Consider the following 17,805-nt stretch of genomic DNA (forward strand, 5'->3'; position numbering starts at 1 on the left):
TCCTTGCTTGCGACGGCGGTCTCTATGACCGCCGTCGCCCTCGCGACATGCGCGCAGGCGCAATCGCCGACAATCCAGGATCTTATGGCGCTCCGCGAGATCGGAACGCATCGCGCGGGATTATCGCTCTCGCCAGACGGCGCTTGGCTCGCGTTCTTTCAAGCCGAAGAAACCGATGACCTGGCCGGCGGGCGCTACACGCTGTTGCTCATGCCCGCCACAGCAACCGAATCCACGCAGCGCGTCATCGGCGACGGCGGCGGTTTGCTTCTACATGACGAGGGCGGGCGGCGCAGCGGCATTTGGCTCGATCGCGTCGTACGCTGGGCGCCCGACAGTCGCAGCGTCGCCTATATCGCCGAGCGTGATGGCCGCGCCGAGCTTTGGACGAGCGACCTGCAAGGGCGATCCCGAATGCTGGCGACAACGTCCGGTGACGTGCGCGACTTTCGTTGGCTGTCGACCAACGAAATCTTGCTCAATCTCGATACGCCGCGGGCGACGCTCGCGGCGATGCGTGACGTGCAGGACCGAGATGGGTTTCTCGTCACCGACGATTTTGACGCCACGTTCTCACTCACGCCCAATCCGGACGTCGATAGCGGACGATCCTATCAAACCCTGGACGTGCGCTCTGGCCGATTGCGCGCCGCAAGGACGGGCGCCGACGAGGCCTTCGCGCGCGCAGCCGCTGACGCCCCTCGGATCGGCGCCTTGGACCCCGCAAGCGCCGCTTATCGTCCGGCGCAGGCCCTCTACGCGCCTGTCGATGGTCAAGAGGTGCGATGCGCAGCCGAACAATGCAGCGGACGCATTCGTGAGACCGGGCGCGTGGGAGATATGATCTGGTTTACGCGCGGCGAAGCCGTGGCCGATGGCGACACGGCGACCTATCTCTGGACACCGCGTTCGCAAGCTTTGCGCCTTCTTCGCGTCGCAGACGAGAGATTGCTGGGCTGCGTCGGCAATACGACGCACCTCTTTTGCCTCCGGGAAAGTCCGGCGGAGCCGCGCCACGTCGTGGCGATTGTACTCTCGACTGGCGCGATGACCACGATCTACCAGCCCAACCCGCAATGGGCGCGCATGCGCCTGCCGCAGATCGAACGCATCGCGTTTCGCGACGCGGACGGCAATGAATCCTACGCCCACCTCGTCTATCCGGAAGCATACGCACCGGGCCGCGCCTATCCGATGGTCATCGTCCAATATCGCTCGCGTGGCTTTCTGCGCGGCGGCACAGGTGGGGAATTTCCCATCTTTCCTCTCGCCGCGCGCGGCTATGTGGTCATGAGCGTGGAGCGTCCTGAAGCTCGGGGACTCGAGGAACGAGTCACCCGCCTTGAGTACGATCGGCGTCAATTGCTCGGCGACGGTGAGGAGCGGATCAAAATCGACTCGCTTGAAGGTTTGATCAGACAAGTCGCGCAACGCGGCTTGGTCGATGAAGACCGCATCGCCATCACCGGCATGAGCGATGGCGCGGAGACGTTGTTTTGGGCGCTGCGCCAGCGCCGCTTCGCCGCCGCTGTCAGCAGCACGCCGCCGACGGACCCCGTCACCTGGTGGCTCTGGAGCGAGGATTATCGCGAGTCCTTGGATTGGGGTCCGTTCGATCCAGGCATCGGGGAGATGAATCCGTGGTGGCGTCACAACGCGCCGCGCTTTTACGCGGAACCTATCAGGACGCCGCTGCTGATGAATTTATCACAGTCCGAAGCGCTGAGCGGCTTGCCCTTTTACGCCCATCAGCGCGGGACTGCGCCGATCGAGGTGTTCATCTATCCAGGCGCCTATCACACCAAATGGCGTCCAAGTCAGCTCGCCATGGCGCAGGCGCGTGCAATGGATTGGATCGACTTTTGGCTCATGGATCGGGAGACGCCCGATCCGCGCGATCCCGATCGCTACGCGCGCTGGCGCGCGCTTCGACAAACGCACGCCGCGCAGCCTTGATGCGCCGAAGCCAAATTTCCGCGACGAGCTCCTGAGAGAAGTCGAGCACCGCGCTCGCGGGCTTTTCGTTGAGCCGCTTGGGATCGAACAAGCCCATCTTCGTCAATTCGCCGTCGATCAGCAGGTCGCGAATGAACTCGCCATTGAGTTGCGCCACTTGTGCAAAGAACCGCGTCGTGTCGCCTTTGCGCTGCCGCGCGACCGCGCTTGGCGGCAAATCGTCCGCGAACGCCATGCGTGCGATGGCGCGGTCGCGACCGCCTTCGGTCGTGCGATAGGTCGGGACGCGCCAGCAGAATTCTATGATCGGCTGCGCTGTAAGAACCGGCGCGGGGATCGCGTGATGCGTTATCACTGAGGGCGCATGGTAATATTGAAGATCCGCCAAGTGCAGCGCGCGCATGCCAGCGCCAGGACCGAGCTTGAGCCCTTCACGCACCCAAGGGTCCGCCATGGCTTCGGCGACCACCTCATCCACGCGCGCGGCGTCCTGGCGTCCAACGATCCCGTGCAGGATTTCGCGGACATAGGTATCGGGGCGACGGAGCAAGCCGAATTCCACGCCCATGCGGAGCGCGGGCCATATCGACCGGCGAGAGACGCGTGCTGCATTGAGCGCGCTCACCAGCACTGCACGTACGCTCAAGCCATCCCGCACCGCGTCCGCCACCGTGCAGAGCGCGTTCGAACGAAAGAAAACCTGATCACCGCCCTGCCCGGAGGTGACGAGTGTCGCCCAAGCGGGATCGATGTGGCTGATCAATTGCCGATCAGCAAAGCTCAGCTGCGTGATCGCGGGCTTTGCCGAGAGCGGCACGTCCATGAGACGCTGATAGTCCAGATCGGATGGACGATAGGGCATCTCGATCAAATCGACGCCGTACCGGCTCGCCGTCGCGCGCGCGGCTGACCGTTCATCGCCCTCACCGAGATCGGCCGTAAACTCGTTGACGCAGCGCAAGCGCCCATGCGCCTCGGTCGCCGCCAAGGCGGATAAAGCAATACTGGAATCCAATCCGCCCGACAGCCGATGCAGCACCGGCCGCTCGAGCGATGCGTACGCTGCGACGGCGCTGCGCACGCACGCGCGCAGTTCGCGCGCGATGTCCGCGACGGGCGCAATCATCAGGTCGCGCGCACGTTGGGGCGGGCGCCACATCAGGTGCGCCTGTGCGCCATCCACCTCGATCGCCAAACATTCACCCGCCAGCACCTCGCGAACGCCGTGCAGTCCGGTCCGGTCAGAGACCAGTCTGGGTTGGGTCAGAAACCAGCCGATGAAGGTCTCATCGATATCCGGCAACGGGCACATCGTCGCGAAGTCCGACAAGTCGGTGAAAATGATCCGCACGTGGTGTTCAAGATTGGCCACGTAACACGGGCGCCCACCGGTCGGATCGCGCGCAACCAGAATGCGGTCTCTGGCGGCGTCCACGACGATGGCCAGGTAATTGCCCCAACAGGCGGAGGCGAGCGCGGACGCATTGCTCTCACACCATCGGCTGACCTCCTGGGGCTCGGGCGCACCTTTGCGACGATGTAAGCCCGCTTCGGTCTCAAACAACGCGCCCAGGATTAAGCCAGCACCGTTTGGCAGCACGATCGGATCGAGATCTCGCGCGCCCTCAGTGATGAAGAGGCGAAAACCCCGCGTGCTACAAACTTCCTTCCAGCCCGCTCCAGCAAGCAACCGACGCGCCGAAGCTTCGGCCACTTGTCGGCTCTCATAATCTCCGGGCCGCCACCGTAAGCCGACAATGCGATGCATTATGGCGCCCGCAGGATTTCAGTGAACGACGCGCAATAGAGCGGCTCGTCATTCAGGATGCGCTCATCGGCCTCCACCCACGCATGCGCCGCAAATGGTTCGGTGCGTACGCCCAGCACGAGTTCGGCGCGATGCCCTGCGCTCAACAGGAAGTGCATGAGCGCTAGAGAATCGAACAGGCAAACTGGTCGCTTGGGATACCAGGGCCGCATCTCCCGGAAGCATTCGACGCGATCCGCGCGAGCGCTCGCGTCGTCTGGCGTCTTCACTCGCATCGTGGAGAGGTCTTCAAGCGCCAGATCGAGGCGGCGCGTCCTCACGCGCTGTTGCGCCCACAAGCACGACGCCACGAAGTGTAGCCCGATAACGATCGGCCCCGTTGCGTCGGGAGCGGCCTGTACGTCATCCGTCGTGAGCAGGCCTTGCGCGATCAATTGCTGCCCTAAAGGGGCCTCGTGCGGCGCGATCCGCCCTGCGCACAGCGCCTCGAACAGGTCCGCCGGCGCCGAGAGATATCGGTCTCTACGCAAATCCAGCACAATTGTATCTTTGCCGATGGTGACATGGCGTACATGCGCCGCCGGATGCACGGGAGACGCGCGATCCGGCAGCGCGCCATGCGGCGCGCCGCCGTCTGCGCTCATTGTGGGTCGTAGAGGTCTTTGAGCACCGGGCTCTCCCACGCGTTGGGCATGAGATCGCCCAAGGTGCGTTCGGTGATCGCTCCGAGTTCGACGATGGCCGGTTCGGGCGCGGTCCGCGGCATGTTTTCTCCACGCATGTTGCAGCTCCATTTTTTGGGGAAGGACGTGCGCCCTTTCGGACGCACCGGCGATTACGGCTCGTAATGATCCTTGATCACCACGGCTTCCGTTTCCTGACGCAGGAACGTGCCCTGCGTGACTTCCGTCGCCGCGCCGAGATCGACGATCGCGTCTTGCTCAAAGGTCTTGGTGTCTTCACGCATTTTCGTTCTCCTTGCCGACATAGTGTCGACAGAACGAGCATGACCAAACGCGTGCGATTTGGCGGGATATCTCGGTGAATATTTCTTCTGGAATCGGCTAATCGCCGTTGCGAGGCAGCGCGCGCGCATGCGCCAGGGCGCGAATGCGCGCACTCGCGTCTGCGCGCCTGCGAAAGAATCTCCGCAGCGCTGCCCTGAGCGGCGGGCCCCCGTGACGCAACAAAGCCAAAAGCGCACGCATTTCCTTGGCCGCGTCCTGGAGAACTTCGATCTCCACGCGCAGGGCCGCATGTAACCGATCGTCCACCCCCCGCGTACAGCGATGGAGTTCTGGATTGGCGCTCACTTCAATGTGCGCCATCACCCTCGCATAGGACGCCACATAGTCCCGCGGATCTTCGTCAGGCTGGACAAAGGGGCTCGGTTGATAGGTCTGAAGCGCCAATCGCGCGAGATCGCCACGCCACGCATAAAGATGATGAAGCTCAGCCTCCGACCAGAACGCGACGTGATAGATGCGTGAGGAATGCACCGAAACCAGCCGCTCGAAAGCAAGGATGGCCAAGGCCTGACGCACAGGCGTTGCGCTCACTTCGAAGCGCTGCGCAAGCTTCTCGATGTCGAGCCGCTGGCGCAACCGAAGATCGCCTGACAAGATCGCCGCCTTCAGACCGACATAGGCGCGCTCATTGGCCTTCTGATCAGCCGCCATCCTTCACACGCGCATTGCCGTCGTCGTAAAGCGATCTGAGCTCGGCGGCGATCTCGGGCGTCAGGGCATCCTTGTGCGGCTGTGGCGAGCGCTCATCCTCAAGATAGGCGATCGGGTCTTGCCCTTCCCAGCCCCCGAGGTTGGGACGGTGCATCTGATAGCCGATGAGGCGCTGCAGCTGTTCGGGAAAACAGCGCGCGACATCGCGCGGATAGGCGAGGAATTGGTTTTCGTATGTCTTGAGCCACCCGAGGCAGTAGGAGACGATGACGCCCGTGCGCGCATGCGTGCTCTGATTTTGACCGGCCATGTGGGTGAGCGAGCCAAGGAAAAGCAAGGCGGACCCACGCGGCATTTCCGCGGCAATCGAATTGCGGACATCGGCGTCGCGGGGCAGTTGCGCATGATGCGAGCCTGGCCACAGCCGTGTCGCCCCGTTCTCTTCAGTGAAGTCGTCGACCGCCCACATGACGTTCAAGAGCCAATGCGCACCGTGCTTTTCGGCCGGCCACATTTCTTCGTCGCGATGCGGCGCCTGCAGACGCTCGCCGGGATGCACGCGCGTCGCCTGCGTCAGATTGAGTTGGATGCTGTCGCAATGTGGCGCCATCAGTGCGTTGGCAATCGCCAGAATACGCGGGTTGAGCGCCAGGTGCTGCACCATCGGCGCTTTGGAGAGCAACCCCGCGACGCGCGTCGTATTCCAACCGTAGAAATCGCCCACACACCGCGGCGTCGCGGCGATCCATGGGTCCAACTCCACGGCCAGGCGATCGGTCTGCGCCGGCGTCAATTCGTTGGCGAGGATCAGATATCCATCGCGCTCCAGATTTGCGATGTCGTGCGCGAGTTCAGCATCGCGCTGGTTTGGAAACGGCGTCACGTTCGTTTGGACGTGCATGATCTCCCCCTACGCCGCTTGCACGGTTTGGCCGGGGGTAAAGCGCGTCAGCGGTCCGCTTGAGCCGAGCCGCGCGCGCACCCGTTTCAGCCCTTCGCTATCGATTTCGGCGACGTAGGCGCGCAGCCGCTCGCGGCCGATTTTTTTGGGCGGGCCCAGGGGCCGGACGCTCCAGCCTGCCTGCTCTGCGAGGGGCGCCAGCGTTTCGCTGGCAACGAACGTGACGCGCTCTATGCCAAACAGAAGACCCGTTTCGATGATGGCGCCAATGATGCGGTTCAGCAGCGCATGCCGCGCCGCGCCTTTCGGCATATCTGGCGCCGGACAAAACCGCGTCGCTTCCCAGACAGTCGGACCTGACGGCGCCGCCTCGTCGCAGAGGCAGGCAAACACTTCTCCCAGCAGATGGGGACGATCCGTCGGCAACAGACGCGCCGACCCGGTCACCGGCGCACGCGGATTATCCGCTTCGAGCAGATAGACGACGTCCTCGGCATCGTAGCAATCAATCTCAACGCCGGCGATATGCTCGAGCCGCCAGCCCATCTGGTCGATGAACACCTTCTTGCGCTGAAGGTGCATCTGCTTCAGTGCGTGGAAAAACTGGCGCCGGTTTTCGGCATTCACGATATGGATCATTGGCTCGCTCTCCCGCTTGGCTCAGACGCGCATGCCAATTGCGCGTTGCCCGGTTCAGCGAAAGAGGCACGTTCGTGCCTATTGACGAGATCCGGCCGCGCGTGCGCCCGGCCTCATGTCACGTCCTCCAGCATGATTTCTCTTTGACGAAGCACGCGCGCAAACATTTGCGTGCGATTGATCACACCCATCTTTTGCATGACCCGGCGCACCACATTGTGCACCGTATGGTGCGACAGATTGAGGATGATGCCGATCTCGATATCGGTCTTGCCCCGGGCGACGTATTCGACGACTTCGCGCTCGCGCGTAGTCAGCGTGCGCTTACGTGGCTCGCGCATTTTCACCAGCAATCTTCGCGCGGCCTCATGCGTGAAAGTCGCGCACCATTGCGCCTGGGCGGGCGCGAGCGGGTCTATGTCGTCTGGCCCCAGGATGAGCGAGCACGATGCAGGCAGCGCATCATGCGCATGCAGTGGAATGGTGAAGCCATCACGCAACCCCGCTTCGGCGGCCTCATTCAGTATCGCGATCTGGTCTGGCGCGAGACCGCGCCTGAACTTCTTATCCGACCACCAGAACGGCGCGCTCTGTACGCGCGCGGTGAGATAGACGGGATCGCGACGCGCCAGACCTTCCTGGCTGAAATGCTCCACCCATGCGCGCGGATAATCGAGGATCATGACCGCCCCTTCCGGGGGCCTGAGAGGATCGACGTGGCTGGCGCACGCAGCGTAGATGAACCCGAGACGCCGTATCTCGTCCAAGAATATCTCTTCGAGTTCGCCCAGGGATTGCGCACGATCGCACATCTCCGCGAAACCCCAATTGAGCTTTCCCCGGTTCACGCCCGCCTCCGATCTTTATCCTCCAACCTGTAGTTGCCGTTACCTCAAACGGAAGTTCGGGCGTTTGCAACACTTTTGAGAACCTTATCCGGAAATTTTCTAGAATATTTTCGGTGGTTTGACCGCTCACGCCCCGGAGGCATCCGGAGTGCACAACCTACACGCGACGATTGAAACGCGCCCGCGTGCGGGCCCTGTGGCCAGGGGCGCTCACGCTCGCCTCGGCGAGGCGTCCCAAACTTTATGCTGCGCGGACAAAGGTCTGCGTTTGCTTCCGTAGCCTTGTGCCTGCCAGCGCATGCGGCGCCGAAAAGGAAGCGCGCGCCCATCGCCCGACTCGGCTGGACACCCTGCTCGAACCACAGATCGATAAGGACGGCGCGCTTCGCATCGCTCGCATCCGGGCGCCCGATCGCGATCCGCACATCACGCGCGCCTTGAAAACCCGCGCGCGCGAATTGCAGCGACTTGGACTAGCCGAAACACGCGCGCGCAACGTGCTCGCATTTTCTTCCAATTGGCGCGAACAGCTAAAGGCGATGGAGTTCCATCTCGACATTCGTAAGCAGTTGATGCGGAGCCGCGCGCCGACGAAAACGCCCAAGCCGAAACTGCCGCCCATGCTTGGACGCTGAGCGACCAGGCTAATCGAGGATCAGTGGCATTGAGCCGGTCCACCCCTTCTGCCGCACCTGGACGCTTGCCGGCGCGAGTTTCGGGTCGATGATCGGATATTTTGGTCCCATCAAGAATCCGGCGTCCGGATCTTGGGCGATGACCCAAGGTGGCCTGGGATCAGCGATGGTTTGCGTGGATGCCGCGCGCGCGCCGCAGCGCGAGCAGCGCAAGTCGCGGGTGATATCCAGGTAGAAGCTGCGCTCGCCCCACAAACGCAGCGCAACATCGAGCCGGATGCGCGCCATGTGATTGCATCTGGTGCAAGAGACCGAAATGCCGAGCGAGGTGTCCAGGCCCAAGCGCGCCGCGCTCGCGCGAACTGTACCAAACCACTTTTCATCCGAGCGCGGATTCGAGCGGCGCCCACATGGCGATGCCCTCGAGGGGCTGCAATTCGCCGTCGCGCGTGATGAGCCACCATTCGTCGTCGTCGCGTTGGGCGATGATCAAACGAATGGAATTGACCTCGTGTGCGCACATGGGCTTGCCGTTCGGCGCGTCCTTTGGATCGTAGCGCCAAGCGCTGCGCATGGGGCGCATCAGATACGCCTGCTCCAGCGCCACCTTCACCTGCGCCTCCTCGTCTTCATCAAAGACGCGCTGATCAAAGCCTGCCTCGTCCAATGCCCTCTCCATCGTTCCAGGCAAGCAATAATGTTCTTGCTTTGTTCCGGAGTCAATGCGAAGGTGGCGCGCGCTTGGGGAGAAGCGCCTATCATCACGCGGCAGGAGAGCGCGCGTGTGCAATCGTTATGCGTCCGAGGTTCGCAAAGCCGGATTGGAGCGCGAATATTGGGGCTTCGACGAGTGGAGCGAGACGCACATCAATCCGTTGCTCGGCAACGCGGTGCTCGAAGTCTTTCCGAAGAGCGTGGCGCCAGTGATCGGCAAGCGCGAAGATGGCTCGCTTGGATGGACGCGCATGCGTTGGGGGCTTCCTGGTCCTGCGAGCACCGGCGGCGCGCCGGTGACGAACATCCGCAACGTCGCCAGTCCGCATTGGCGACCGGTCCTCGGTCCCGCGCATCGATGTCTCGTGCCGTTCACCGCCTTTAGCGAATACGACGATGCATCGCCCAAGGGCGCAAAGCAGATCCGATGGTTTGCGCCGCCCGACCGCAGCATGCTGATGTTTGCTGGAATCTGGCGTTCGTGGACAGGCGATTACGGCTCGAAAAAAGAGCCGAACGAAGGCAAGCATCTCCTGTTCAGCTTTCTGACCACGGAGCCGAACGACATCGTGCGTCCTATCCACGCGAAGGCGATGCCGGTCGTGTTGATCGGACCTGAGGCGCAACAGGAATGGTTGTCGGCGCCGGCGGAGGCCGTCGCGGATATCCAGGCACGGCCGGTCGCGAACGACGCGCTCGAAGTGCTCGACGCGGACGAGGCCAGCGCCTACGGCGGCGCCTACATCAAGTGAGTGCGGGTGAATCATCGATGCTGAAATGGATCTTTGTGATCGTGGCGCTTGTGATGGCCACGACGACGGATGAGGCGCACGCTTGGGGCGGCGAAGGTCATCGCCTCATTGCCCGGATCGCCTATGAACGTCTGACACCGACGGCGCGCGCGGAGGTCGATCGCCTGATCGCTGCGGATGCAGCCGATCCAAGCCCCGGCTGCACCATCGATTCAGTTGAAACGCTATCCACCTGGTCCGATTGCGTGCGCGGCATTCGCGCTTACGCCAATCAATCGCCCTGGCACTATGACAACATCCCTGTCTGCGAGACCGCGCCGCCTTTCGATTGCCCGAACGGCAATTGCGCCACCCGCGCGATTGAGCGCGCTGAGCGGACCTTGCGCGATGGCCGAGCGAGCGACCAACAACGCGTGCGCGCCCTTGCTCGCTTGGTCCACTTCATCGGCGACATCCATCAACCCTTGCACGCATCGGACAATGGCGATCGCGGCGGTAACGACGTGCGGGTGATCTTTGAAGGCCAGGCGACATACCGGACCGAAGACGGCTCCTCGCGACCGAACACGCTCCACGGAATCTGGGACAGCGTGCTTCTGCGGTCGGCGTACGGTCCAGGCGACACCGCGCGCCCCGCCATCGAGATGGACATCGCGGAGCACGCCGGCGCCTATGCGCAAGAAGACGCGCGAGCGTGGGCGGCTGAATCCCATAGAGTCGCGGTTGAATTCATCTATGCGCGCTGGCCCGAACCGTTGCGCTGCGGGCAAGCGCCTGAACTGCCCGTAGACGTCGACCAGCGTTACGTCCGCGCGGCCGCGCCCATCATCCGCGAGCAATTGGCCAAGGCCTCGGTGCGCCTCGCGATGGTGCTGAACCGCGCGCTGCAGTGAACTGCGAGCGCCTCGGCAGTATGGTGGCCGATATTGCTAAAGCCCCTGACACAATTTGAGCAGCGTTAGGAAGGCGCGACGGCGAGCTCGCATGCTCACAGAAACTGATCGGGAAAAAATCGGGAAAAATGAAAATGGCCACAGCGCGGATTCGCACTCAAGCGCGCGCTACCCCTCCAACGCCAACTTTATTCGCGCCGCGATGACGTCGGCGCCGCGCCGAAGCGGATCATCAGCAAGATGCGCGTAGCGCTGTGTGGTCGCCACACTCGCGTGTCCCAAAAGCTTGCCAATGATCGGCAGACCGAGACCGCTTCCTGCGCCAATACTCGCAAACGTGTGTCTCAAATCATGCAAGCGCACGTCTTCAATCTTGGCGTACTTACGTATCCGCGCCCACGGACGGTTGAGATCAGCGCGTGGCGCCTTCGGATCGGCGCCAAGGATCACATAATCCCCAACGCGCTCCAAAGTGCGCAACACTTCAATCGCGGTCGAAGCCAGGATCACAGTCTTGCGGCCAGTCTTGGAGTCCGGAAGCAGCAATATCCCGCGTTCAAGATCCACTTCCCGCCATCGCAGGTTCAGAATTTCGCGCATGCGGCAGCCCGTAAAGATCAGCAATCGGATCGCTGCGATCGACCAAGCGTCGCAGACCACCAAGCGATTGTCGGGTTTAGGCGCGTGTTTCACATTCTTAGCAGGATCGGGGTCCCAGGGCAGACCACTTGTCTCGGCGAGCCGCAAAGCATCACCCAGACGAGCAAATTCCTCTGACGTCAGGTAGCGTTCGCGTCCTCGTTCTCTAAACGGCTCAATGAAGGTGCATGGATTGCGGAACTCGTCTTCGAGCAAGCCGTGCCTGATCCCCCAATTGTAGGCAGCCCGCAGCATTTGAAGCGTCCGGTTGGCGATCTCGGGCTGCTTTTCACCAATGCGCGCATGCATCCTTGAAACGTCCGCACGATGCAGGGCGTCCACCTTGCGGCTCGCGATCGGCGCAGGCAGATGTCGTTTCGCAAGGCTTCGAAGATTTCGAGCCGTTGTCGCCTTGCGCTTCACGGCGACATGATCGCGGATGTAACTCTCGACGAGATCACCGACGCACTCGGCCCTTCTTGTTCGCTCTCTTTCGGCGGCCGGATCGGCGCCCAATTGCACGCGCGCAAGCACAGCCTTTGCCTCGCGGCGCGCCTGATCGGGATCAAGCTTGGTCAGGTCACCAATCACAATGCACCGCTTGCGTGCCGAACGGCCGCCGCCCACGCGATACTCAACGAGCCATGAAGACGACGACGTTTGCGCACGCTTTGACGCCGGCGAAATCCGATATCCCGGTCATAAAATATCGTTCGCTTCGAAACGGTCGGAAGCGAAGCCACACCACGTTTTGTGAGTGAGGCGATAGGCATTGCAGCTCTCACGTCCTTTGTGGTCGGCACCTGGTCGGCACCGCGCGTGAAAACACGCTACAGCGCGAAAAATCGCGCGACAAGCAAAACGCTTGATTTACAAGGGAATCCGCAAGCTATGACGATGCGCGGCAAGTTGTGAATATCACTCTGGAACGATCCCCAAGCTGAATGTCGGGGGTTCGATTCCCCCCGCCCGCTCCAGCCCTTACGCAGCCCAACGACTAATATCTTGTTTTTGCGCGATCAGCGCCAACCCGTACACGATCGAGACCAATTGGTCGCCGGTTTCGAATCGTCTTGAACGATTGGATGAAGCGGCACTCGCCCGCCAGTTCGAGAAATTACTCGATTGCCCACGGGCCGACCTCAACATTGGTGCGCCGCACCTCATCGTCACGCGTTTCCCAAAAGCAAAGCACAGAGCGGAAGGCGTCGAACGCCTCATCGCCATGCGCAAAGCGAAAGGCTTCTGGTTGGCCCTGCGCATTAATGGTGGTCGCGACCCGTATTCGTGGCGCCAAAATCAACGCCGATCGACGGAGTCACATCGCCCTCCGCAGCGGGAGAAGCGCGCCAGCCAGGCGCTGGAATTCACGCGGCCGGGCTGATCATAGCGCGCGCGCCGCCAGTCAAGCGTCTTTCTCCAAGTCCGCCAGCGCGTTGAGGCCACGTGCAAGGGTTTCGCGGTCGGGCGGGGCGCCTAGGGAGATGCGGACGCTCGGTTCTGTATCTGCTTCGGCGGCGAAGTCTTGCGATGCGACAACCACCACGCCCTGCGCGCGCGCCGCCGCTGCATAAGCTTGCGCGCTCGATCCGGGTGGCAGCGACATCCAGAGATGAAAGCCGCCTGCCCCGCCGCGTGCGCGCGCGGGCAATATTTTGCGGGCGAGCTTCATGCGGGCAGCACTCTCGGCGGCGATTGCATTGAACAGGCGCTGCGCCACGCCACTCTCGATCCAATGCACAGCCATGTCCGAGAGCAGCGGCACGGGCATGAGAAACGCCGCGCGTAGCGCTTCGCTGACTCGCACGCAAAGCGCCGGCGGCGCGACCACAAACGCCGTGCGCAGGCCGGGCGAGAGACATTTCGCGAGCGTGCTCACATAGATCACCCGCTCCGGCGCCAAGCGCGCGAGCGGCGTCACGTTCGGCGCGAACCGACCGTAAGCGTCGTCTTCGACGATGGTGAGATCATGCTTGCGCGCAATCGCGATAATGGCGTCGCGCCGCGCTGCGGCAATCGTACGCGTCGTCGGATTTTGCAGCGTGGGATTGAGATAGATCGCCTTCGGCCGCGTGCTTTTGCATTGCACCTCCAGCGCGTCCGGCAACGGCCCTTCGTCATCGAATTGCAGCGCCGCTACGCTTACGCCAAGCAAGCGCGCGATGGCGAGGAAGCCGGGATAAGTGAAGGGCTCCGCCAGCACCGTGTCGCCGGCGCGCGAGAGCATGGGCAACAACGCTGCCAGCGCCGCCTGCGCGCCGGGCGCGACGCAAATGCACGCGGGATCAACATCGCCAAGCAAGGGCTGCAACCACGCAGCGGCGGCGCGCTTGTCGCGCAGCGAACCCATGCCGGAGCGATAATTCATCAAGGCCGCCGGATCGTTGTTCTTCAAAGTCGCCGCGAGGCCGCGCCCAATCAGGTCGCGCAAGCTTTCGTCGCCAGCAGGCGGCGGCAAATTCATGCTGAGATCGATAATTGGCCCCGTGGGCGAAGCCGCGCCGCGCACAAACGTGCCGCGCCCCACTTCGCCATCGAGCAGCCCCATCTCGCGCGCTTGCGCATAAGCGCGCGTCACCGTGGTGAGATCGCAGCCCAACGCCTCCGCCACACGTCGCTGTGGCGGCAATCGATCGCCTGGCGCGAGTTCGCCCGCTTCCACGGCCGCCGCCAAACCCTGGGCGATCGAGAGATATTTTGGCCCCTCGCCCGGCTGCGCCTTCAGCCGCGCGATCCAGCCATCGCGGGCGCTTGCCGTGCGGCGCGGCGACACATTGGCTTTTAGGTTGGACATGCATACACTTTATGAAATTGTATGCAATTCGCAAGAGGCGATTGTATGGATGTGTTGAAGCTCCCCCTGGTCAAACTTGACCCGCGCTCGCCAGCTTACACCGGCATTCGCGGCCGCTGCCCGCGCTGCGGCGAGGGCAAGCTATTTCTCGGCCTGCTGACGCTCGCGCCCAAATGCGACAAGTGCGGACTGGATTTCTCGTTCGCCGACCCCGCCGATGGCCCCGCCTTCTTTGTGATGTCGATCACGAGCTTCCTGGCTGTGGGCCTGCTCTTCATCCTGCAGGCCTTCTTGCACATGCCCGATTGGCTGCTCCTACTGGTCGTCGGCGTCGTCGTGCTCTGGTCCTCGATCGCGCTGCTCGTGCCGATCAAGGGCTGGCTGGTGAACTCGCAATATTTCTACAAGGCCGGCGAAGGCGTGCTGGCAGGTCCTGTCTCGTCGGAGCCCTGCCAGTGCGAGGATTGCCGCCGGCGCTACGCCAAGCGCAAACGCTAGGCAGTCTTGAGCCGATCGTGGGCAAATTCGCCCCATACTTCGAGGCCAGTGCGAAAATTCGGCAATAATATTGCCCCACGACGCTCATTCAGGTAGAAACTGCCGCATGAGCGGCTTTCGCCCCCTGCTTCCAGCAAGCCTTTGCCTCCTGAGCCTTAGCGGCCCCAGGGCGTAAGACCGGCTGCATTCGCGGCCTGCCCTGGGGATCAAAGCTTCCGACCGCACTCAAATTCCCAAGGCCAGGGCCATGACACACGACCACGTACGCATCTTCGACACCACCATGCGCGACGGCGAACAATCGCCCGGCGCGGCCATGACGATGGCCGACAAAATCGAGATCGCCCGCCAGCTCGACGCGATGGGCGTCGATGTGATCGAAGCGGGCTTTCCCGCAGCTTCCAATGGCGATTTCGAATCCGTCCGCGCCGTCGGCGCGGTTTTGGAAAACGCTGTGCTCTGCGGCCTCTCGCGCGCTGGCCCGAAGGACATCGAGCGCTGCGCCGAAGCGATCAAAAGCGCCAAGCGCTTCCGCATCCACACCTTCATCTCGACCTCGCCGATCCATCGCAAGCACAAGCTGAACATGGAAGCACACCAAGTACTCGACGCCGTTACGGCCTCGGTGACGCTCGCGCGCAAATTCACCGATGACGTGGAATGGAGCGCCGAGGACGCGACGCGCACCGAGCGCGATTTCTTGAAGCGCTGCGTCGAAGCCGCGATCCGCGCCGGCGCCACGACGATCAATATTCCCGACACGGTCGGCTATTCATTCCCGGACGAGTATCGCGACCTCTTCCGCGATTTGATCCAAAGCGTGCCGGGCGCTGACAAGGCGATCTTCTCGGCGCATTGCCATAATGATTTGGGCCTCGCCGTCGCCAATTCGATCGCGGCCGTGCAAGGCGGCGCGCGTCAGATCGAGTGCGCGGTCAATGGCCTCGGCGAGCGCGCCGGTAACGCAGCACTCGAAGAAATCGTTATGGCGTTCCGCGTGCGCGGCGCCGACCTGCCCTATCAAACCAATATCGATAGCCCGCAGCTGATGCGCGTCAGCCAAACCGTGGCGCGCGTGACCGGCTTCCCAGTGCAGTTCAACAAAGCCATCGTCGGCAAGAACGCGTTCAGCCACGAAAGCGGCATCCACCAAGACGGCATGCTGAAGCACACCGAAACGTATGAGATCATGCGTCCGGAAGACGTGGGCCAGGGCGCTACGAGCTTGGTGATGGGCAAGCTCTCGGGGCGGCACGCGTTCAAGAAGAAGCTCGAAGAGCTGGGCTACACGCTCGCGGACAATGCGTTGAACGACGCCTTCCAGCGCTTCAAGGAATTGTGCGACCGCAAGCGCCATGTGTTCGATGAGGACATCGTCGCGTTGGTGGACGATCAGATCGCTCACGGCGATGACGCGATCCAAGTCTCGCGCCTACGCGTTGTCGCCGGCACTGAAGGTCCTCAGACAGCGGAGATCGATCTCACCATCAATGGCGAACCCGTCTGGAAGACCGCCCGCGGCAACGGCCCAGTCGATGCGATCTTCAACGCCATCAAGGAAGCCGCACCCCACGAGGCGGATCTTGAGCTCTATCAAGTGCACGCCGTCACTGAAGGCACGGACGCGCAAGCGATCGTGAGTGTGCGGCTCTCCGCTGACGGGCGTTCCGCGTCAGCGCGCGCGTCGGATGCGGATACGTTGGTGGCGAGCGCGCGGGCTTATGTGGCCGCGCTCAATCGGCTGAATGCGCTCGGCAGCGCGCGGATTTCAGCACAGCACAGCGCAGCTTAGCGGCCGCGCAGCCCGTCCTGGTCCTCGATGATCCCGCCGCTTTGCGACGGGATCGAAAGGATACCGACGGACGCCAGCATCTGACGCTCCGCGACGACCAGATCGCGCTCAGCCTGCGCCAGCGCGATGCGCGCAGCCAGCAGATCTGCTTCCTGATCGAGCACTTCGACTGTTGAGCGTAGGCCCGTCTCCTGCTCCAGCGTCACGCCTTCGTAAGCAAGCTCGGCGGCTTGCACTTGCTCGCGCGCGGAATCCACCGCGGCGCGGGCTGAGGCAAGACCCGTCCACGCGTTGGTGACACTCTCCTGCACGCCGCGTTGGGCGGCGGCGAGATCGAGGTTCGACGCCGAGCGCAACGCACGTTGCGCGCGCGTACGCGAGCGGATCGCGCCGCCTTGGAAGATCGGGATCGAGACGCGGACGCCGACGCTGTCGGTGGTCGATTCCGAGTCATCGTCATCGAAATCTGCGCCAATCGAGCTGCCCGCTTCCAACGTCACGTTCATGCGCCCCTGCGCGGCAGCCGCATCGACGTTCGCATCAGCCAAGCGGGTGTCAGCCATCGCGCTGATCAGCACCGGCGAATTATCGACCGAGAGATCAAGCGCCGTTTGCAGATCGCTCGGCAGACCCGGCGTGGTCGCGGGCGGCGTGAGATTGGATGGCGGACGGCCAACTAAACGTTGGTAGGCTTGCACGGCTGCAGCCATCGCGCCCTGTGCTTGCACCAATTGCGTGCGCGCCTGCGCCAAACGCGCTTGCGATTGTGCAACGTCTGTGCGCGTCACCACGCCCGCATCGAATTGCGCCTGCGCGTATTCGAACAAGCGCGTGAGGTTCGACACCGTCGTTTCACGCGCCGCGACCACGGCTTGCGCTTGGCGAACATCGGCATAAGCGCGCGTCACGTCGAGCAGCAGCGTTTGCGAGGCCAATTCGTAGTCCGCCACGGCGCCCGCTATCTGAGCCCGCGCCGCGCGCGTCGAGGCAACGACCCGGCCCGAGCCGAACAAAAGTTGCGAGACGTTCGCCGAGCTTGACCAGGTTTCAGTGCGGTCGCCTTCAAGCGCCGGATTATCGGAATCGCGATCGCTCGCACTCGCCGAGCCAGAAACCGAAATCTGAGGCAGCGCCGCCGCCCAAGCTTGCGGCAATGCTTCACGAGTAGCGTTCAGGCGTTGGCGTTGCGCCGCCAGCGTCGGATTTGATTCCGAAGCCGCAACCATCGCTTCCGTCAGCGTATCCGCCGCCGCCGGTCCGGTCGCCATGCTCAGCGCCAAGAGGGAAACCATCAAAG

The 17,805-nt window shown here is 62.8% G+C and carries 19 protein-coding genes; 6 read left to right on the forward strand and 13 right to left on the reverse strand.

Annotated features, from left to right (window positions below):
* Nucleotides 1–24 precede the first annotated feature (24 nt).
* On the forward strand, nucleotides 25–1,956 hold the full coding sequence (locus tag EPJ54_RS08355; RefSeq protein ID WP_167755639.1) for an Atxe2 family lasso peptide isopeptidase: 1,932 nt from the start codon (nucleotides 25–27) through the stop codon (nucleotides 1,954–1,956).
* Here EPJ54_RS08355 and EPJ54_RS08360 read toward each other — a convergent pair.
* The 8 genes from EPJ54_RS08360 to EPJ54_RS08385 all read right to left on the reverse strand — a co-directional run bounded on the left by EPJ54_RS08360 (nucleotide 1,868) and on the right by EPJ54_RS08385 (nucleotide 7,791).
* A complete protein-coding gene (locus EPJ54_RS08360; protein ID WP_167755640.1) occupies nucleotides 1,868–3,670 on the reverse strand; it encodes an asparagine synthase-related protein in 1,803 nt (600 codons plus the stop codon). The genes EPJ54_RS08355 and EPJ54_RS08360 overlap by 89 nt on opposite strands.
* A 53-nt stretch (nucleotides 3,671–3,723) precedes the next feature.
* On the reverse strand, nucleotides 3,724–4,368 hold the full coding sequence (locus EPJ54_RS08365) for a lasso peptide biosynthesis B2 protein (RefSeq protein ID WP_167755641.1): 645 nt from the start codon (nucleotides 4,366–4,368) through the stop codon (nucleotides 3,724–3,726).
* The gene (locus tag EPJ54_RS19800) at nucleotides 4,365–4,505 is read right to left on the reverse strand and encodes a hypothetical protein (RefSeq protein WP_167755642.1); all 141 of its coding nucleotides are present in this window, start codon (nucleotides 4,503–4,505) and stop codon (nucleotides 4,365–4,367) included. The genes EPJ54_RS08365 and EPJ54_RS19800 overlap by 4 nt, the downstream gene beginning before the upstream one ends.
* A gap of 54 nt (nucleotides 4,506–4,559) precedes the next feature.
* The gene (locus EPJ54_RS20230; RefSeq protein WP_275574749.1) at nucleotides 4,560–4,691 is read right to left on the reverse strand and encodes a hypothetical protein; all 132 of its coding nucleotides are present in this window, start codon (nucleotides 4,689–4,691) and stop codon (nucleotides 4,560–4,562) included.
* Between the two features lie 97 nt (nucleotides 4,692–4,788).
* Complete coding sequence (locus EPJ54_RS08370; protein ID WP_135211267.1) at nucleotides 4,789–5,403, reverse strand: GntR family transcriptional regulator; 615 nt, start codon at nucleotides 5,401–5,403, stop codon at nucleotides 4,789–4,791.
* Nucleotides 5,393–6,304, reverse strand: a complete 912-nt coding sequence (locus EPJ54_RS08375; RefSeq protein ID WP_135211268.1) for a phytanoyl-CoA dioxygenase family protein — start codon at nucleotides 6,302–6,304, stop codon at nucleotides 5,393–5,395. The genes EPJ54_RS08370 and EPJ54_RS08375 overlap by 11 nt, the downstream gene beginning before the upstream one ends.
* 9 nt (nucleotides 6,305–6,313) lie before the next feature.
* Entirely contained in the window at nucleotides 6,314–6,943 is a 630-nt protein-coding gene (locus EPJ54_RS08380; RefSeq protein WP_135211269.1) for an acyl-homoserine-lactone synthase, read from the reverse strand.
* A gap of 113 nt (nucleotides 6,944–7,056) precedes the next feature.
* Nucleotides 7,057–7,791 (reverse strand): LuxR family transcriptional regulator, encoded by a 735-nt coding sequence (locus tag EPJ54_RS08385; protein WP_135211270.1) that lies wholly within the window; start codon nucleotides 7,789–7,791, stop codon nucleotides 7,057–7,059.
* Between the two features lie 284 nt (nucleotides 7,792–8,075).
* Between EPJ54_RS08385 and EPJ54_RS08390 the strand changes: the two genes are divergently transcribed.
* On the forward strand, nucleotides 8,076–8,426 hold the full coding sequence (locus tag EPJ54_RS08390) for a hypothetical protein (protein WP_135211271.1): 351 nt from the start codon (nucleotides 8,076–8,078) through the stop codon (nucleotides 8,424–8,426).
* 9 nt (nucleotides 8,427–8,435) lie between these two features.
* On the opposite strand, the gene EPJ54_RS08395 is transcribed toward EPJ54_RS08390, so the two are convergent.
* Both EPJ54_RS08395 and EPJ54_RS08400 read right to left on the reverse strand, forming a co-directional pair.
* The gene (locus EPJ54_RS08395) at nucleotides 8,436–8,714 is read right to left on the reverse strand and encodes a hypothetical protein (protein ID WP_135211272.1); all 279 of its coding nucleotides are present in this window, start codon (nucleotides 8,712–8,714) and stop codon (nucleotides 8,436–8,438) included.
* Between the two features lie 91 nt (nucleotides 8,715–8,805).
* Nucleotides 8,806–9,093 carry a hypothetical protein gene (locus tag EPJ54_RS08400; protein WP_135211273.1) on the reverse strand — a complete coding sequence of 96 codons (288 nt, stop codon included), beginning with the start codon at nucleotides 9,091–9,093 and terminating at the stop codon, nucleotides 8,806–8,808.
* 115 nt (nucleotides 9,094–9,208) lie between these two features.
* On the opposite strand from EPJ54_RS08400, the gene EPJ54_RS08405 reads away from it, so the two are divergent.
* Complete coding sequence (locus EPJ54_RS08405; RefSeq protein ID WP_239590825.1) at nucleotides 9,209–9,892, forward strand: SOS response-associated peptidase; 684 nt, start codon at nucleotides 9,209–9,211, stop codon at nucleotides 9,890–9,892.
* A 17-nt stretch (nucleotides 9,893–9,909) separates the two neighbouring features.
* Nucleotides 9,910–10,785: a S1/P1 nuclease gene (locus EPJ54_RS08410; RefSeq protein WP_167755643.1), complete on the forward strand. Its 876-nt coding sequence runs from the start codon at nucleotides 9,910–9,912 to the stop codon at nucleotides 10,783–10,785.
* 168 nt (nucleotides 10,786–10,953) lie between these two features.
* Here the strand turns inward: EPJ54_RS08410 and EPJ54_RS08415 are convergent, their stop codons facing one another.
* Entirely contained in the window at nucleotides 10,954–12,111 is a 1,158-nt protein-coding gene (locus EPJ54_RS08415) for a tyrosine-type recombinase/integrase (RefSeq protein WP_135211276.1), read from the reverse strand.
* 718 nt (nucleotides 12,112–12,829) lie between these two features.
* Nucleotides 12,830–14,218: an aminotransferase-like domain-containing protein gene (locus EPJ54_RS08420; protein ID WP_135211277.1), complete on the reverse strand. Its 1,389-nt coding sequence runs from the start codon at nucleotides 14,216–14,218 to the stop codon at nucleotides 12,830–12,832.
* 45 nt (nucleotides 14,219–14,263) lie between these two features.
* On the opposite strand from EPJ54_RS08420, the gene EPJ54_RS08425 reads away from it, so the two are divergent.
* On the forward strand, nucleotides 14,264–14,716 hold the full coding sequence (locus tag EPJ54_RS08425) for a DUF983 domain-containing protein (protein ID WP_135212077.1): 453 nt from the start codon (nucleotides 14,264–14,266) through the stop codon (nucleotides 14,714–14,716).
* Between the two features lie 247 nt (nucleotides 14,717–14,963).
* Nucleotides 14,964–16,508 (forward strand): 2-isopropylmalate synthase, encoded by a 1,545-nt coding sequence (locus EPJ54_RS08430; RefSeq protein WP_135211278.1) that lies wholly within the window; start codon nucleotides 14,964–14,966, stop codon nucleotides 16,506–16,508.
* Here EPJ54_RS08430 and EPJ54_RS08435 read toward each other — a convergent pair.
* On the reverse strand, nucleotides 16,505–17,776 hold the full coding sequence (locus EPJ54_RS08435; protein ID WP_167755644.1) for a TolC family outer membrane protein: 1,272 nt from the start codon (nucleotides 17,774–17,776) through the stop codon (nucleotides 16,505–16,507). The two genes, EPJ54_RS08430 and EPJ54_RS08435, sit on opposite strands and share 4 nt — an antisense overlap.
* Nucleotides 17,777–17,805: the final 29 nt, after the last annotated feature.

Source organism: Vitreimonas flagellata (genome assembly GCF_004634425.1).
Taxonomy (GTDB): domain Bacteria; phylum Pseudomonadota; class Alphaproteobacteria; order Caulobacterales; family Aquidulcibacteraceae; genus Vitreimonas; species Vitreimonas flagellata.

Excerpts from the sequence above, each read along its gene's own strand:
- EPJ54_RS08355 (WP_167755639.1), top strand. The coding sequence starts at position 25 with ATGACCGCCGTCGCCCTCGCGACATGCGCGCAGGCGCAATCGCCGACA.
- EPJ54_RS08365 (WP_167755641.1), bottom strand. The coding sequence starts at position 4,368 with ATGAGCGCAGACGGCGGCGCGCCGCATGGCGCGCTGCCGGATCGCGCG.
- EPJ54_RS19800 (WP_167755642.1), bottom strand. The coding sequence starts at position 4,505 with ATGCGTGGAGAAAACATGCCGCGGACCGCGCCCGAACCGGCCATCGTC.
- EPJ54_RS20230 (WP_275574749.1), bottom strand. The coding sequence starts at position 4,691 with ATGCGTGAAGACACCAAGACCTTTGAGCAAGACGCGATCGTCGATCTC.
- EPJ54_RS08370 (WP_135211267.1), bottom strand. The coding sequence starts at position 5,403 with ATGGCGGCTGATCAGAAGGCCAATGAGCGCGCCTATGTCGGTCTGAAG.
- EPJ54_RS08375 (WP_135211268.1), bottom strand. The coding sequence starts at position 6,304 with ATGCACGTCCAAACGAACGTGACGCCGTTTCCAAACCAGCGCGATGCT.
- EPJ54_RS08380 (WP_135211269.1), bottom strand. The coding sequence starts at position 6,943 with ATGATCCATATCGTGAATGCCGAAAACCGGCGCCAGTTTTTCCACGCA.
- EPJ54_RS08395 (WP_135211272.1), bottom strand. The coding sequence starts at position 8,714 with ATGGCGCGCATCCGGCTCGATGTTGCGCTGCGTTTGTGGGGCGAGCGC.
- EPJ54_RS08410 (WP_167755643.1), top strand. The coding sequence starts at position 9,910 with ATGCTGAAATGGATCTTTGTGATCGTGGCGCTTGTGATGGCCACGACG.
- EPJ54_RS08420 (WP_135211277.1), bottom strand. The coding sequence starts at position 14,218 with ATGTCCAACCTAAAAGCCAATGTGTCGCCGCGCCGCACGGCAAGCGCC.
- EPJ54_RS08425 (WP_135212077.1), top strand. The coding sequence starts at position 14,264 with ATGGATGTGTTGAAGCTCCCCCTGGTCAAACTTGACCCGCGCTCGCCA.
- EPJ54_RS08430 (WP_135211278.1), top strand. The coding sequence starts at position 14,964 with ATGACACACGACCACGTACGCATCTTCGACACCACCATGCGCGACGGC.
- EPJ54_RS08435 (WP_167755644.1), bottom strand. The coding sequence starts at position 17,776 with ATGGCGACCGGACCGGCGGCGGCGGATACGCTGACGGAAGCGATGGTT.